Genomic DNA, 13,346 nt, shown 5'->3' with positions numbered 1-13,346 from the left:
GGCCGCCATACCCCAATGGCTTCTTCCAGTCAAGCGCAATCTTTGCTTGTCGGAGCGGCCTAGCTCACCGCCGCCGTGAGCACCTTCTCGATCTCCGCGGTCACCGCGTCGATGCTGGCCATGCCGTCAACGCTCTTCAGCCTGCCTTTGGCATAGTAGTAGCCGGTCAGCGGCGCCGTCTTCTTGTAATATTCTCGCAGGCGCTCCTCGAACACCGCCGGGTTGTCGTCCTTGCGCACCGGCTGGCCGGCCGCCTTGGCATCCTCGGCCCGCTTGACGATGCGCCCGACCAGCGCCTTGTCGTCGACGACGAGCTCGATGACGCTGTCGAGCGCGATGTTGCGCTCGGCGAGCATGGCTTCGGCGGCATCGGCCTGCACCAGCGTGCGCGGATAACCGTCGAGGATGAAGCCCCTGGCGCAGTCGGGCTGGTCGATCCGCTCGGCAACGATCGCATTGACGATCGCGTCCGATACCAGCTCGCCGGCATCCATAACCGCCTTGGCCCGCTTGCCGACTTCGGTTCCGGTCTGGACGGCGGCACGCAGCATGTCTCCCGTCGAAAGCTGGGGTATGCCGTGTTTTTCTACCAGTCTCTGTGCTTGCGTCCCCTTGCCCGCTCCTGGCGGCCCAAGCAATATCAGCCTCATCTGCTCCTCTTACCCCCGCGCAACTTCGACTTCTTGATCAGGCCCTCATACTGGTGCGCGATCAGGTGACCCTGAATCTGCGCCACCGTGTCGAGCGTGACACTGACCACGATCAGAAGCGATGTGCCACCGAGATAGAAAGGTACGCCAGTCGCTGAAATCAGGAACTCAGGCAGCAGACACACCAGCACCAGGTAGATGGCGCCGATGACGGTGATCCGCGTCAGAACATAGTCGATATATTCGGCGGTGCGCTCGCCCGGACGATAGCCCGGGATGAAGCCGGAATGCTTCTTGAGCTGGTCGGCCGTGTCCTTCGGGTTGAAGACGATCGCCGTGTAGAAGAAGGCGAAGAAAATGATCATCGCCGCATAGAACGCCATATAGAGCGGCTGGCCGTGGCCCAGCGCCGCAAGAACCGTGCTCGCCCAGGCAGGCAGGTTGGTGGTCTGCGAGAAGCCGGCAACCGTTGCCGGGAGAAGCAGCAGCGAGGAGGCGAAGATCGGCGGGATGACGCCCGAGGTGTTGAGCTTCAGCGGCAGATGCGAGGTGTCGCCTTGGAACATGCGGTTGCCGACCTGCCGCTTCGGATACTGGATGAGCAGGCGGCGCTGGGCGCGCTCGAAGAAGACGATGACGCCGATGACGACGACGGCGAGCACGATGATCGCGAGAATCAGGCTCGTGGACAGCGCACCGGTGCGGCCGAGTTCCAGCGTGCCTGAAATGGCGTGCGGCAGACCGGCGACGATGCCCGAGAAGATGATCAGCGAAATGCCGTTGCCGATGCCGCGCGCGGTGATCTGCTCGCCGAGCCACATCAGGAACATGGTCCCGCCGACAAGCGTGACGACGGTCGAGATGCGGAAGAACATGCCGGGATCGGTGACGATACCGTTGCCGCCCTCCAGCCCGACCGAAATGCCGTAGGCCTGCACCAAGGCCAGCAGCACGGTGCCGTAGCGCGTGTACTGGTTGATGATCTTGCGGCCCTGCTCGCCTTCCTTCTTCAGCGCTTCCAGCGACGGGATGACCGAGGTCATCAGCTGCATGATGATGGAAGCGGAGATGTAGGGCATGATGCCGAGCGCGAAGATCGCCATGCGCTGCACGGCGCCGCCGGCAAACATGTTGAACATGCCGAGCACGCCCTTGCTCTGCGAGGAGAAGGCCTGCGCGAAAGCGTCGGGATTGATCCCGGGAAGCGGGATGTAGGTGCCGAGGCGGTAGACGAGCAGCGCGCCGACGGTGAACCAGATGCGCTTCTTCAGATCCTCGGCCTTGGCGAAGGCCGCAAAATTCAGATTGGAGGCTAGTTGTTCAGCAGCCGAAGCCATGCCTGATTTTCTCCGCTAGAGCATGATGCCGAAAAGTGTGAAGCGGTTTTCGGAAGACATCATGCTCTACTTCATTGATTATGCTCTACTTCATTGATTTCTATGTCGCGCTCGATGCCCGCAGCTCAGGCGGCGCGTGTCACCGAAGCTCACGAGATAAGCTCCGGACCGTCAACATGCAAGCGGCCGCGTTGACGCGGCCGCCTAATTGATCAGATCAAAGCGCGGACGGGCGGCAAAAATGAAATCATACCCGCCGGCCGCGCTTCAAATCGCCGTTACTCGGCGGCGGCCGCTTCCGGCAGCTTCACCGAACCGCCGGCCTTCTCGATCTTCTCGATCGCAGCTTTGGAGGCGCCGGCGACGTCGAAGCTGAGCTTGGCCTTGAGCTCGCCGTCGGAGAGCACGCGCACGCCGTCCTTGGCGCGGCGGATGACGCCGGCAGTGATCAGGGTCTCAGCCGTCACGGTCTCCTTCGCGTCGAGCTTCTTGGCATCGACGGCAGCCTGGATGCGAGCAAGCGACACGACGGTGAAGCTCTTGGCGAACAGGTTGTTGAAGCCGCGCTTCGGCAGGCGCCGGTAAAGCGGCATCTGGCCGCCCTCGAAGCCGTTGATGGCAACGCCCGAGCGTGCCTTCTGGCCCTTGACGCCGCGACCGGCGGTCTTGCCAGAGCCGGAGCCGATGCCGCGACCGAGGCGCTTCCTGGAGTGCGTGGCGCCGTCCTTGTCACGCAGATCGTTGAGTTTCATGTTTCTGTCTCCTGCGCTTCCGTTCAGGCCTCGTCCACAACGCGGACGAGGTGCTGGACGGCGGCGATCATGCCGCGCACCGAAGGGGTGTCTTCCAGCGTACGCCGCTTGTGCATCTTGTTGAGGCCGAGGCCGACCAGCGTCGCGCGCTGCTCCTTCGGCCGGCGGATCGGCGAACCGATCTGCTCGACGGTGATGGTCTTGGTAGCTTTCTTGGCCATGGTCGAAATCCCTGGTCAGCGTCGACTATTCTTCGGCCGCGACGGCGGTGCCGCGGCGGGCCTGAAGGGTCGAGTACTTGATGCCGCGCGCAGCAGCCACATCCTTCGGATGCATCTGGCTCTTCAGCGCGTCGAAGGTGGCGCGAACCATGTTGTATGGGTTCGACGAACCCATCGACTTGGCGACCACGTCGTGCATGCCGAGTGTCTCGAAGACGGCGCGCATCGGGCCGCCAGCGATGATGCCGGTACCCTGCTTGGCGGCGCGCAGCAGAACGCGTCCGGCGCCCCAGCGGCCCTCGACGTCGTGATGCAGCGTGCGGCCAGAACGCAGCGGCACGAAGATCATGTCGCGCTTGGCCGATTCGGTCGCCTTGCGGATCGCCTCCGGCACTTCGCGCGCCTTGCCGTGGCCGAAGCCGACGCGGCCCTTCTGGTCGCCGACGACGACGAGCGCGGCAAAGCCGAAGCGACGGCCGCCCTTCACCACCTTGGCGACGCGGTTGATGTGGACAAGCTTGTCCACCATGCCGTCGTCGCGCTCTTCGCGTTCACGCTCGCGGCCGCGGCCGCCTTCCCTACGTTCCTGTGCCATATCCTAGTCCTTGTTCTTTTCCGGAAGCACGGGTTGCTGTTTGCCGGCGCCTCTATCGACACCGGCGGTGAATTTCTCCTTTGCATGATCTTGTCCGAAAAGTCTGCAACTTTTCGGGATCATGCATTAGAAGCTCAGACCGCCTTCGCGGGCAGCCTCGGCCAGCGCCTTGACGCGGCCGTGATAGATGTACGGGCCACGATCGAAGACGACTTCCTTGACGCCGGCCTTCGACGCGCGCTCGGCGATCAGCTTGCCGACCGCGGCAGCAGCGGCGCTGTCGGCGCCGGTCTTGAGCGAGCCCTTCAGCTCCTTCTCCAGCGTCGAGGCGGCGGCCAGCGTGTGGCCCTTGGCGTCGTCGATGACCTGGACGTAGATGTGCTTCGAGGTGCGATGCACCGAAAGCCGCGGCCGCTCGCCGGCGACCTTCTTGAGCTGGCGGCGCACGCGCTGCGCGCGGCGCTGGGTGGTTTCTTTGGGGCTAGCCATCGTGTCTGTTCCTTGCCTTCAGAAAACGGGGGCAACCGTGTGCGGTAGGCCAAGCCTCCCGCGGTCGCGCCCCGCGGCGATCAAAAGTCTTACTTCTTCTTGCCTTCCTTGCGGACAATCCGCTCGTCGGCGTAGCGAACGCCCTTGCCCTTGTAGGGCTCGGGGCCACGATACTCGCGGATCTCGGCCGCGACCTGGCCGACCTGCTGCTTGTCGATGCCGGAGACCGTGATTTCGGTCGGCTTCGGCACCGAGATCGTGATGCCCTGCGGCGTCTCATAGACCACGTCGTGGCTGAAGCCGAGCGCCAGCTGCAGGTTCTTGCCCTGCATGGCGGCGCGATAGCCGACGCCGGTGATCTCGAGCTTCTTCTCGAAGCCGTCCTTGACGCCCTGCAGGATGTTGACGATCTGCGTGCGCGACATGCCCCACTTGGCCCGAGCGGTCTTGGTCTGGTCGCGCGGCTCCACCGAAATCTCGGCGCCTTCCATCTTGACCAGCACTTCGTCGTTGACCACGAACTTCAGCTCGCCCTTGGGGCCCTTGGCCGTCACGGTCTGGCCGTTGACGGTCGCGGAGACGCCCTGCGGCAGCGAAACGGGTTTCTTTCCGATACGAGACATTGTTGTCTCCTCTTTCCTTTACTGCTGTGAATGGTGAATGGTGAAATGGCGAACGGCGCGGTCAAAGTCCCGTGCAGTCTCACCATTCACTATTCACCATTGACCATTCACCCTTAGAAAATCTGGCAGAGGATCTCGCCGCCGACATTCTGCTCGCGCGCTTCGTGATCGGCCATGACGCCCTTCGGCGTCGAAAGGATGGCGATGCCGAGGCCGTTGGCGACATGCGGGATCGACTTGGCCGAGACATAGACGCGGCGGCCGGGCTTCGAGACGCGCTCGATTTCGCGCACGACCGGAGCGCCGTCGAAATACTTCAGCTCGATCTCGATTTCCGACTTGCCGTTCTCGAAGTCGGTCTGGCTGTAGTCGCGGATATAGCCTTCCGACTTCAGCACTTCGAGGACGCGGGCGCGCAGACGCGAGGCCGGAGTCGAGACGGTCGACTTCTTGCGGCCATAGGCGTTGCGGATGCGGGTCAGCATATCGCCGAGAGGATCGCTCAATGACATCTCAGTGTCTCCTTACCAGCTCGACTTGACCAGGCCCGGGATCTGGCCGTTGTTGCCCAGATCGCGAAGCGCGATACGCGAAAGCTTGAGCTTGCGATAGTAGGCGCGAGGACGCCCCGTGACTTCGCAGCGGTTGCGGATGCGGATCTTGGCCGAGTTGCGCGGCAGCGCCGAAAGCTTCAACTGGGCGCGGAAACGCTCTTCCATCGGCTTGGACTGGTCCATGACGATGTCCTTGAGCGCCTTGCGCTTGGCGGCGTACTGACCGGCAAGCTTGCGGCGCCGGTTGTTCTTCTCGACTGAGCTGGTCTTTGCCATTTCAGATTTTTCCTTTTTCGCTGCCGTTACTGGCGGAAGGGGAAGTTGAAGGCCTTGAGCAGCGCCCTGGCCTCGTCATCCGTCTTCGCCGTCGTACAAACGATGACGTCCATGCCCCAGACCTGATCAACCTTGTCGTAGTTGATCTCCGGGAACACGATGTGCTCCTTGATGCCCATGGCGTAGTTGCCACGGCCGTCAAAGCTCTTCGGGTTCAGTCCGCGAAAGTCGCGAACGCGCGGCAGCGCGATGTTCACGAGGCGGTCGAGGAACTCGTACATGCGTTCCTTGCGCAGCGTGACCTTGGCGCCGATCGGCATGTTCTCGCGCACCTTGAAGCCCGCGATCGAATTGCGGGCGCGGGTGACGACAGCCTTCTGGCCGGCGATCAGCGCGAGGTCCTCGGCCGCGACCGAGGGCTTCTTGGAATCGCCGGTCGCTTCGCCGACACCCATGTTCAGCACGATCTTGTCGATGCGCGGAACCTGCATCTCGTTGTCATAGCCGAACTGCTCCTGCAGCGCCTTGCGGATGGTCTCCTGATAGACCTTCTTGAGGCGCGGCTCGTTCTTGGCAGCTGCCTGCTTGGTTTCAGCTTTAGCCATTGATGACTTCTCCCGAACGCTTGGCGACGCGCACCTTCTTGCCGTCCTTCTGGATGGCGAAGCCGACGCGGGTCGGCTTGCCGTCCTTGGGGTCGGCCAGCGCGATGTTCGACAGGTGGATCGGCGCTTCCTTGGTGATGATCCCGCCCTCTTGGGACTGGGTCTGCTTCTGGTGACGGCGAATGAGGTTCACGCCGCGGACCAGCGCGGTGTCTTCCTTCGGCTGCACCGACAGGACTTCGCCCGAACGGCCCTTGTCCTTGCCGGCAAGCACGACGACCTTGTCGCCTTTTCTGATCTTTTGCATGGGTCCGGCTCCTTACAGCACTTCAGGCGCGAGCGAGATGATCTTCATGTGGTTCTTGGCGCGAAGCTCGCGCGGAACCGGCCCGAAGATACGTGTGCCGATCGGCTCTTTCTTGTTGTCGACGAGAACGGCCGCGTTCTTGTCGAAACGGATCACGCTGCCGTCCGGACGGCGGATGTCCTTGGCCGTGCGAACCACGACCGCCTTCATCACGTCGCCCTTCTTAACGCGGCCGCGCGGGATGGCTTCCTTGATCGACACCACGATGATGTCGCCGACGGAGGCATACTTCCGCTTCGAACCGCCCAGCACCTTGATGCACATGACACGACGGGCGCCGGAATTATCCGCGACGTCGAGGTTTGTTTGCATCTGAATCATGACTGGCCGCCTTCTTCTTTTCTAACGGGACGGGCTTTCACCCCTCCCCGGTCTGTCCAAAATTCGTTTCGTTCGCCCGGATCAAGCCTGATCCGCGGTGATGACGACCCAGCGCTTGTCCTTGGAGATCGGCTTCGATTCCTGGATGAACACCTGGTCGCCGACCTTGTGGGCGTTGTTCTCGTCATGCGCCTTGTACTTCTTGGTCAGGCGCACGGTCTTCTTCATCACGGGATGCGTGAAGCGCCGCTCGACCTTGACGACGACCGTCTTCTCGTTCTTGTCGCTGACCACGGTGCCCTGCAGGATGCGCTTTGGCATGGTTCTCGTCCTTAAGCCTTCTTGGCCGCGGCTTTTTCCGCGGCGATGGTCTTGATGCGCGCGATGTCCCTGCGGACCTGCTTCACGCGTGCGGTCTTCTCGAGCTGGCCGGTGGCCTTCTGGAAGCGCAGGTTGAACTGCTCCTTCTTGAGGGCGGCCAGGTCGTCGGCCAGCTGATCCTGGGTCTTGGTCCGGATATTTTCGGCTTTCATGATCGCCTGTCCTTATTCTGCGATGCGCTGCACGAAGCGCGTCTTGACCGAGAGCTTGGCGGCGCCGAGACGCAGCGCCTCACGCGCGGTTTCTTCGCTGACGCCGTCGATCTCGAACATGATGCGGCCAGGCTTGACGCGCGCCGCCCAGTAGTCGACGGCGCCCTTGCCCTTACCCATGCGCACTTCGGTCGGCTTCGAGGTGACCGGCAGATCCGGGAACACCCGGATCCAGACGCGGCCGGCGCGCTTCATCTCGCGGGTGATCGCGCGGCGGGCCGCCTCGATCTCGCGCGCGGTGACGCGGTTCGGCTCAAGCGCCTTCAGCCCGAAACCGCCGAAATCCAGATTGGTGCCGCCCTTGGCGGTACCGTGGATACGGCCCTTGAACTGCTTGCGGAACTTTGTGCGCTTTGGCTGCAGCATCGTTCTAACTCCAAATTCTCAAATTTCTCAGGCGTTCTCGCGACGGCGACCGCGCTCACGCTCGCCGGTCTGACCGCCGTGATCGCCTTCCGTGGCGCGACGCTCCGACGCCATCGGGTCGTGCTCGAGGATCTCGCCCTTGAACACCCACACCTTGACGCCGCAGATGCCATACGCCGTGTTCGCCTCGGCCGTGCCGTAGTCGACATCGGCGCGCAGCGTATGCAGCGGCACGCGGCCTTCGCGGTACCACTCCATGCGCGCGATTTCGGCGCCGCCGAGACGGCCGGAGCAGTTGATGCGGATGCCTTCGGCACCAAGACGCATGGCCGACTGAACGGCGCGCTTCATGGCGCGACGGAACGCGATGCGGCGCTCGAGCTGCTGGGCGATCGACTGGGCGATCAGCGTGGCGTCGATTTCCGGCTTGCGCACTTCAACGATGTTGAGGTGCGTCTCGGACTTCGTCATCTCCATCAGCTTCCTGCGGAGCTTCTCGATGTCGGCGCCCTTCTTGCCGATGATCAGGCCCGGACGCGCGGCATGGATGGTGACGCGGCACTTCTTGTGCGGACGCTCGATCACGACCTTGGAGATCGCGGCCTGCTTGAGTTCCTTCTCAAGATACTTACGGATCTTGATGTCTTCATGCAGCAGCTGACCGTATTCGCCGGTGTTCGCGAACCAGCGCGAATCCCAGGTGCGGTTGATGCCGAGACGCAGCCCGATCGGATTGACTTTCTGGCCCATTATGCGGCCTCCCCTTTTTCCTCGACTTCACGAACGACGATCGTGAGGTGCGAGAACGGCTTTTCGATACGGCTGGCGCGACCACGGCCACGCGCGTGGAAACGCTTCATGACGATCGACTTGCCGACATAGGCTTCCGATACGATCAGTGCGTCGACATCGAGGTCGTGGTTGTTTTCCGCGTTGGCGATCGCCGACTCCAGGGTCTTCTTGACCGTGCCGGAAATCCGCTTGGCCGAGAATTCGAGGTCGGAAAGCGCTGTCGCGACCTTCTTGCCGCGGATCAGCGCGGCAACCAGGTTCAGCTTCTGCGGGCTGATACGGATGGTGCGCAGAACGGCGCGCGCCTCGTTGTCAGCAAGCCTGCGCGGAGCTTTGGCCTTGCCCATGATTATTTCCTCTTCGCCTTCTTATCCGCGCCATGACCGTAGTAGGTCCGGGTCGGAGCGAATTCACCGAACTTGTGGCCGACCATGTCCTCGTTCACGGAGACGGGAACGTGCTTCTGGCCGTTGTAGACACCGAAGGTGAAGCCGACGAACTGCGGCAGGATGGTGGAGCGACGGCTCCACATCTTGATCACCTCATTGCGACCGCCTTCACGAACCTTGTCCACCTTCTTGAGAAGGTAGCCGTCGATGAAGGGGCCTTTCCAAATCGAACGAGTCACTTGGCGTTACCTCTTCTTAGCTCTTGCGCTGATGGCGCGAGCGCACGATGAACTTGTCGGTCGCCTTGTTGGACCGCGTCTTCTTGCCCTTGGTCGGCTTGCCCCAGGGCGAAACCGGGTGACGGCCACCCGAGGTGCGGCCTTCGCCACCACCGTGCGGATGATCGACCGGGTTCATGGCCACGCCGCGATTGTGCGGGCGCTTGCCACGCCACACCGTGCGGCCGGCCTTGCCGTCGTTGATGTTGCCGTGATCGGGGTTCGACACGGCGCCGACGGTGGCCATGCACGAGCCGTGCACGACGCGCTGCTCGCCCGAGTTGAGGCGCAGGATCGCCATGCCCTGGTCGCGGCCGACGAGCTGGGCGTAGCCGCCGGCCGAACGGGCGACCTGGCCGCCCTTGCCCGGCTTCAGCTCAATATTGTGGACGATCGTGCCGACCGGCATCGAGGCCAGCGGCATCGCGTTGCCCGGCTTCACGTCGACCGCTTCGCCGGCCACGATCTTGTCGCCGGCAGCCAGACGCTGCGGCGCCAGGATGTAGGACAGCTCGCCGTCGTCATACTTGATCAGCGCGATGAAGGCGGTGCGGTTCGGATCGTATTCGATGCGCTCGACCGTGCCAACGACGTCGTACTTCTTACGCTTGAAGTCGATGATGCGGTACGAACGCTTGTGACCGCCGCCGATGAAGCGGGCCGTGATGCGGCCGTAATTATTGCGGCCGCCCGACTTGGTCAGGCCTTCGGTCAGGCCCTTGACGGGCTTGCCCTTGTAGAGGCCCGAGCGGTCGACGATGACCAGCTGACGGGTGCTCGGCGTTACCGGGTTGAATTTCTTGAGTGCCATTGTCCTGTCCTCGCGGCCTTGCTCAGAGACCCGTCGCGACGTCGATCGACTGGCCGTCGGCCAGCGTCACAACCGCCTTCTTGACATCGCCCTGGCGGCCAACCGTGCCGCGGAAGCGCTTGATCTTGCCCTTGCGGACGAGCGTGTTCACGGCCGTAACCTTGACGCCGAAGAGAGCTTCCACGGCAGCCTTGATTTCCGGCTTCGACGCCTTCTTGGCGACATTGAAGACGACCTGGTTCTGCTCGGAAGCCATGGTCGACTTTTCGGTGATCGCCGGCGAGACGATCACGTCGTAGTGACGGAGGTCGGTCATTTGAAGCGCTCCTCGAGAGCCTCGACGGCGGCCTTCGAAAGGACCAGCGTGCCGCGGCGCAGAATGTCGTAGACGTTGATGCCCTGGATCGGCAGCACGTCGATGTTGGGAATATTGGTCGCCGCCAGCTTGAAGTTCTGGTCAAGCTCGGCGCCGCCAATCACCAGGGCATTGGTGAGCCCGAGCGTCTCGAGGCTCGCCACCAGCGCCTTGGTCTTGGCTTCGGCGAGCTTCAGCTCGTCAACGATGATCAGCGAAGCGCTCTTGGCCTTGGCCGAGAGAGCGTGCTTCAAGCCCAGCGCGCGCACCTTCTTCGGCAGCTCGTGCTCATGGCTGCGCACGACCGGGCCGTGCGCCTTGCCACCGCCGCGGAACTGCGGAGCGCGAGCCGAATGGTGACGGGCGCGGCCCGTACCCTTCTGCTTGTACATCTTGGCGCCGGTGCGCGCGATCTCGGCGCGGCCCTTGGCCTTGTGCGTGCCCTGCTGCTTCTTGGCCAGCTGCCAGCGCACCACGCGCTGCAGGATGTCCTCACGCGGGTCAAGGCCGAAGATCTCCTCGGAGAGCTTTACCTTGCCAGCGTCCTTGCCGCCGAGGGTTGTGATCTTGAGGTCCATTATTCCGCTCCCTCATTGGCCGGGGCATCGTTCTTGGCGGCAGCGGCACGGATCGCGGCTGGCTTCGGCGCGTTGGCCGGCAGCGCAACCTTGGCCGCGTCACGGACCAGGATCCAGGCGCCCTTCACTCCCGGGACGGCGCCGCGGATCAGGATCAGGCCGCGGTCGGCATCGGTCGAGACGACCTCGACATTCTGGGTGGTGACGCGGACGTCGCCCATGTGGCCGGCCATCTTCTTGCCCTTGAACACCTTGCCGGGGTCCTGGCGCTGACCGGTCGAGCCGTGCGTGCGGTGCGAGACCGAGTTACCGTGCGTGGCGCGGCCGCCACCCATGTTGTGCCGCTTGATCACGCCCTGGAAACCCTTGCCGGTCGAGGTGCCCGTCACGTCGACCTTCTGGCCGGCGACGAAGTGCTCGACGGTGAGCTCGGCGCCGACGTCGATCATGTTGTCGGCGGAGACGCGGAACTCGGCGAGCTTCGCCTTTGGCTCGACGGAGGCGGCAGCGAAATGGCCGCGCATCGCCTTCGACGTGTTCTTCACCTTGGCAAGGCCAACGCCGAGCTGGACGGCGGTGTAGCCGTTCTTCTCCTGCGTGCGCTGCGCCACGACCTGGCAGTTCTCCATCTGGAGAACGGTGACGGGAACGTGTTCCCCGGCATCGTTATAGATGCGGGTCATTCCCACCTTCTTTGCAATCACACCTGAACGCATCGGTTCAATTCCTTTAGAGTTCCCTGTCGGGGCTGACGCCCCTCCACGCCTCTTGCTTCCTTCAGAGTTCCGGGTCGCCCCGCCCTCTTGTTCCTTAGAGCTTGATCTCGACGTCGACACCGGCGGCCAGATCGAGCTTCATCAGAGCATCGACCGTCTGCGGGGTCGGATCGACGATGTCGAGCAGCCGCTTGTGGGTGCGCATCTCGAACTGCTCGCGGCTCTTCTTGTCGACGTGAGGCGACCGGTTGACCGTGAACTTTTCGATCCGCGTCGGCAGCGGAATGGGGCCGCGGACGTTGGCGCCGGTGCGCTTGGCGGTCGACACGATTTCGCGCGTCGAGGCGTCGAGCACCCGGTGGTCAAACGCCTTAAGGCGGATGCGGATATTCTGTCCGTTCATGCGTCAATTCCTTGTTCTGGCGCGGCGCGGGCAGCCCCGCGCCCGCGACAGATCCGTTTCGTCCAATTATTCTTTGATGGTGACGACGATGCCGGCACCGACGGTGCGGCCGCCTTCACGGATGGCGAAGCGCAGCTTCTCTTCCATCGCGATCGGCACGATCAGCTCGACATCGACGGTGATGTTGTCGCCGGGCATCACCATCTCGGTGCCGGCCGGCAGCGTCACGATGCCGGTCACGTCGGTGGTGCGGAAGTAGAACTGCGGACGGTAGTTGGTGAAGAACGGCGTGTGCCGGCCGCCCTCGTCCTTGGTCAGGATGTAGGCTTCGGCCACGAACTTCTTGTGCGGCTTCACCGAGCCCGGCTTGGCCAGAACCTGGCCGCGCTCGACACCCTCGCGGTCGATGCCGCGCAACAGCGCGCCGATGTTGTCGCCGGCCTGGCCCTGGTCGAGCAGCTTGCGGAACATCTCCACGCCCGTGCAGGTGGTCTTGGCCGTCGGACGGATGCCGACGATCTCCAATTCCTCGCCGACCTTGACCACGCCGCGCTCGACGCGGCCGGTCACGACCGTGCCGCGGCCCGAGATCGAAAACACGTCCTCGATCGGCATCAGGAACGGCTTGTCCAGCGGACGGACCGGCGTCGGGATATAGGCGTCGACCTGCGCCATCAGCTCGCGGATGGCGTCCTCGCCGATGGTCTTGTTCGAATCCTCAAGTGCTGCCAGCGCCGAACCCTTGACGATCGGAATGTCGTCGCCGGGGAACTCGTTCTTGGTCAACAGCTCGCGAACCTCGAGCTCGACCAGCTCGAGCAGCTCGGCGTCGTCGACCTGGTCGACCTTGTTCAGGAACACCACGATCGAGGGCACGCCGACCTGGCGGGCAAGCAGGATGTGCTCGCGGGTCTGCGGCATCGGGCCGTCGGCGGCCGAAACCACCAGGATCGCGCCGTCCATCTGGGCGGCGCCGGTGATCATGTTCTTGACATAGTCGGCATGGCCGGGGCAGTCGACATGGGCGTAGTGACGGTTGGCCGTCTCATACTCGACATGCGCCGTCGAGATGGTGATGCCGCGCGCCTTCTCTTCCGGCGCCGCGTCGATCTGGTCATAGCGCTTGTATTCGCCAAAATACTTCGTGATCGCCGCCGTCAGCGACGTCTTGCCATGATCGACGTGGCCGATCGTGCCAATGTTCACATGCGGCTTGGTGCGCTCGAATTTACCTTTTGCCACTGTATTTCTCCGTCTTACTCATCCCGCTCGGGG

24 protein-coding genes are annotated in these 13,346 nt (G+C 63.2%); all 24 read right to left on the bottom strand.

Annotated features, from left to right (window positions below; all coding sequences use genetic code 11):
• Positions 1-59: 59 nt before the first annotated feature.
• Positions 60-650, bottom strand: a complete 591-nt coding sequence (locus CK222_RS13240) for an adenylate kinase (protein ID WP_095800671.1) — start codon at positions 648-650, stop codon at positions 60-62.
• Complete coding sequence (secY, locus tag CK222_RS13235) at positions 647-1,987, bottom strand: preprotein translocase subunit SecY (protein WP_066989608.1); 1,341 nt, start codon at positions 1,985-1,987, stop codon at positions 647-649. Before secY ends, CK222_RS13240 begins: the two co-directional genes overlap by 4 nt.
• A gap of 278 nt (positions 1,988-2,265) precedes the next feature.
• Positions 2,266-2,739, bottom strand: a complete 474-nt coding sequence (gene rplO / locus CK222_RS13230; protein ID WP_067321465.1) for a 50S ribosomal protein L15 — start codon at positions 2,737-2,739, stop codon at positions 2,266-2,268.
• 23 nt (positions 2,740-2,762) lie between these two features.
• On the bottom strand, positions 2,763-2,960 hold the full coding sequence (rpmD, locus tag CK222_RS13225; RefSeq protein ID WP_027170355.1) for a 50S ribosomal protein L30: 198 nt from the start codon (positions 2,958-2,960) through the stop codon (positions 2,763-2,765).
• Between the two features lie 25 nt (positions 2,961-2,985).
• A complete protein-coding gene (gene rpsE / locus CK222_RS13220) occupies positions 2,986-3,555 on the bottom strand; it encodes a 30S ribosomal protein S5 (protein WP_027046810.1) in 570 nt (189 codons plus the stop codon).
• Between the two features lie 126 nt (positions 3,556-3,681).
• On the bottom strand, positions 3,682-4,044 hold the full coding sequence (gene rplR / locus CK222_RS13215) for a 50S ribosomal protein L18 (RefSeq protein WP_066989604.1): 363 nt from the start codon (positions 4,042-4,044) through the stop codon (positions 3,682-3,684).
• 89 nt (positions 4,045-4,133) lie between these two features.
• Positions 4,134-4,667, bottom strand: a complete 534-nt coding sequence (gene rplF, locus CK222_RS13210) for a 50S ribosomal protein L6 (protein ID WP_067321468.1) — start codon at positions 4,665-4,667, stop codon at positions 4,134-4,136.
• Between the two features lie 113 nt (positions 4,668-4,780).
• Complete coding sequence (gene rpsH / locus CK222_RS13205; protein WP_095800670.1) at positions 4,781-5,179, bottom strand: 30S ribosomal protein S8; 399 nt, start codon at positions 5,177-5,179, stop codon at positions 4,781-4,783.
• A gap of 12 nt (positions 5,180-5,191) precedes the next feature.
• Entirely contained in the window at positions 5,192-5,497 is a 306-nt protein-coding gene (rpsN, locus tag CK222_RS13200; RefSeq protein WP_059188495.1) for a 30S ribosomal protein S14, read from the bottom strand.
• A gap of 26 nt (positions 5,498-5,523) precedes the next feature.
• Complete coding sequence (gene rplE, locus CK222_RS13195) at positions 5,524-6,102, bottom strand: 50S ribosomal protein L5 (RefSeq protein ID WP_095777622.1); 579 nt, start codon at positions 6,100-6,102, stop codon at positions 5,524-5,526.
• On the bottom strand, positions 6,095-6,409 hold the full coding sequence (rplX, locus tag CK222_RS13190) for a 50S ribosomal protein L24 (protein WP_059188493.1): 315 nt from the start codon (positions 6,407-6,409) through the stop codon (positions 6,095-6,097). Before rplX ends, rplE begins: the two co-directional genes overlap by 8 nt.
• Positions 6,410-6,421: 12 nt before the next feature.
• The gene (gene rplN / locus CK222_RS13185; protein ID WP_006205457.1) at positions 6,422-6,790 is read right to left on the bottom strand and encodes a 50S ribosomal protein L14; all 369 of its coding nucleotides are present in this window, start codon (positions 6,788-6,790) and stop codon (positions 6,422-6,424) included.
• An 81-nt stretch (positions 6,791-6,871) separates the two neighbouring features.
• A complete protein-coding gene (rpsQ, locus tag CK222_RS13180; protein ID WP_040970380.1) occupies positions 6,872-7,111 on the bottom strand; it encodes a 30S ribosomal protein S17 in 240 nt (79 codons plus the stop codon).
• Between the two features lie 11 nt (positions 7,112-7,122).
• Positions 7,123-7,323 (bottom strand): 50S ribosomal protein L29, encoded by a 201-nt coding sequence (gene rpmC, locus CK222_RS13175; RefSeq protein WP_095800669.1) that lies wholly within the window; start codon positions 7,321-7,323, stop codon positions 7,123-7,125.
• Between the two features lie 12 nt (positions 7,324-7,335).
• The gene (rplP, locus tag CK222_RS13170; protein ID WP_027170364.1) at positions 7,336-7,749 is read right to left on the bottom strand and encodes a 50S ribosomal protein L16; all 414 of its coding nucleotides are present in this window, start codon (positions 7,747-7,749) and stop codon (positions 7,336-7,338) included.
• Between the two features lie 27 nt (positions 7,750-7,776).
• Complete coding sequence (gene rpsC, locus CK222_RS13165; protein WP_066989596.1) at positions 7,777-8,499, bottom strand: 30S ribosomal protein S3; 723 nt, start codon at positions 8,497-8,499, stop codon at positions 7,777-7,779.
• Positions 8,499-8,888 carry a 50S ribosomal protein L22 gene (gene rplV, locus CK222_RS13160; RefSeq protein WP_066989594.1) on the bottom strand — a complete coding sequence of 130 codons (390 nt, stop codon included), beginning with the start codon at positions 8,886-8,888 and terminating at the stop codon, positions 8,499-8,501. Before rplV ends, rpsC begins: the two co-directional genes overlap by 1 nt.
• A gap of 2 nt (positions 8,889-8,890) precedes the next feature.
• The gene (rpsS, locus tag CK222_RS13155; RefSeq protein ID WP_006205463.1) at positions 8,891-9,169 is read right to left on the bottom strand and encodes a 30S ribosomal protein S19; all 279 of its coding nucleotides are present in this window, start codon (positions 9,167-9,169) and stop codon (positions 8,891-8,893) included.
• Positions 9,170-9,185: 16 nt separating this feature from the next.
• Positions 9,186-10,019, bottom strand: a complete 834-nt coding sequence (gene rplB / locus CK222_RS13150) for a 50S ribosomal protein L2 (protein ID WP_040970375.1) — start codon at positions 10,017-10,019, stop codon at positions 9,186-9,188.
• A 22-nt stretch (positions 10,020-10,041) separates the two neighbouring features.
• The gene (locus CK222_RS13145) at positions 10,042-10,335 is read right to left on the bottom strand and encodes a 50S ribosomal protein L23 (RefSeq protein WP_040983033.1); all 294 of its coding nucleotides are present in this window, start codon (positions 10,333-10,335) and stop codon (positions 10,042-10,044) included.
• The gene (rplD, locus tag CK222_RS13140) at positions 10,332-10,952 is read right to left on the bottom strand and encodes a 50S ribosomal protein L4 (protein ID WP_066989592.1); all 621 of its coding nucleotides are present in this window, start codon (positions 10,950-10,952) and stop codon (positions 10,332-10,334) included. The genes CK222_RS13145 and rplD overlap by 4 nt, the downstream gene beginning before the upstream one ends.
• Positions 10,952-11,668, bottom strand: coding sequence for a 50S ribosomal protein L3 (gene rplC, locus CK222_RS13135; protein WP_067321479.1), 717 nt, complete (start codon positions 11,666-11,668; stop codon positions 10,952-10,954). The genes rplD and rplC overlap by 1 nt, the downstream gene beginning before the upstream one ends.
• Positions 11,669-11,762: 94 nt before the next feature.
• Complete coding sequence (gene rpsJ, locus CK222_RS13130) at positions 11,763-12,071, bottom strand: 30S ribosomal protein S10 (RefSeq protein ID WP_006205468.1); 309 nt, start codon at positions 12,069-12,071, stop codon at positions 11,763-11,765.
• 66 nt (positions 12,072-12,137) lie between these two features.
• Positions 12,138-13,313, bottom strand: coding sequence for an elongation factor Tu (tuf, locus tag CK222_RS13125; RefSeq protein ID WP_066989565.1), 1,176 nt, complete (start codon positions 13,311-13,313; stop codon positions 12,138-12,140).
• Between the last annotated feature and the right edge of the window lie 33 nt (positions 13,314-13,346).

The sequence above is a fragment of the Mesorhizobium sp. WSM3866 genome (assembly GCF_002294795.1).
Classification (GTDB): domain Bacteria; phylum Pseudomonadota; class Alphaproteobacteria; order Rhizobiales; family Rhizobiaceae; genus Mesorhizobium.
This window is presented reverse-complemented; position numbering and strand designations above follow the sequence as displayed.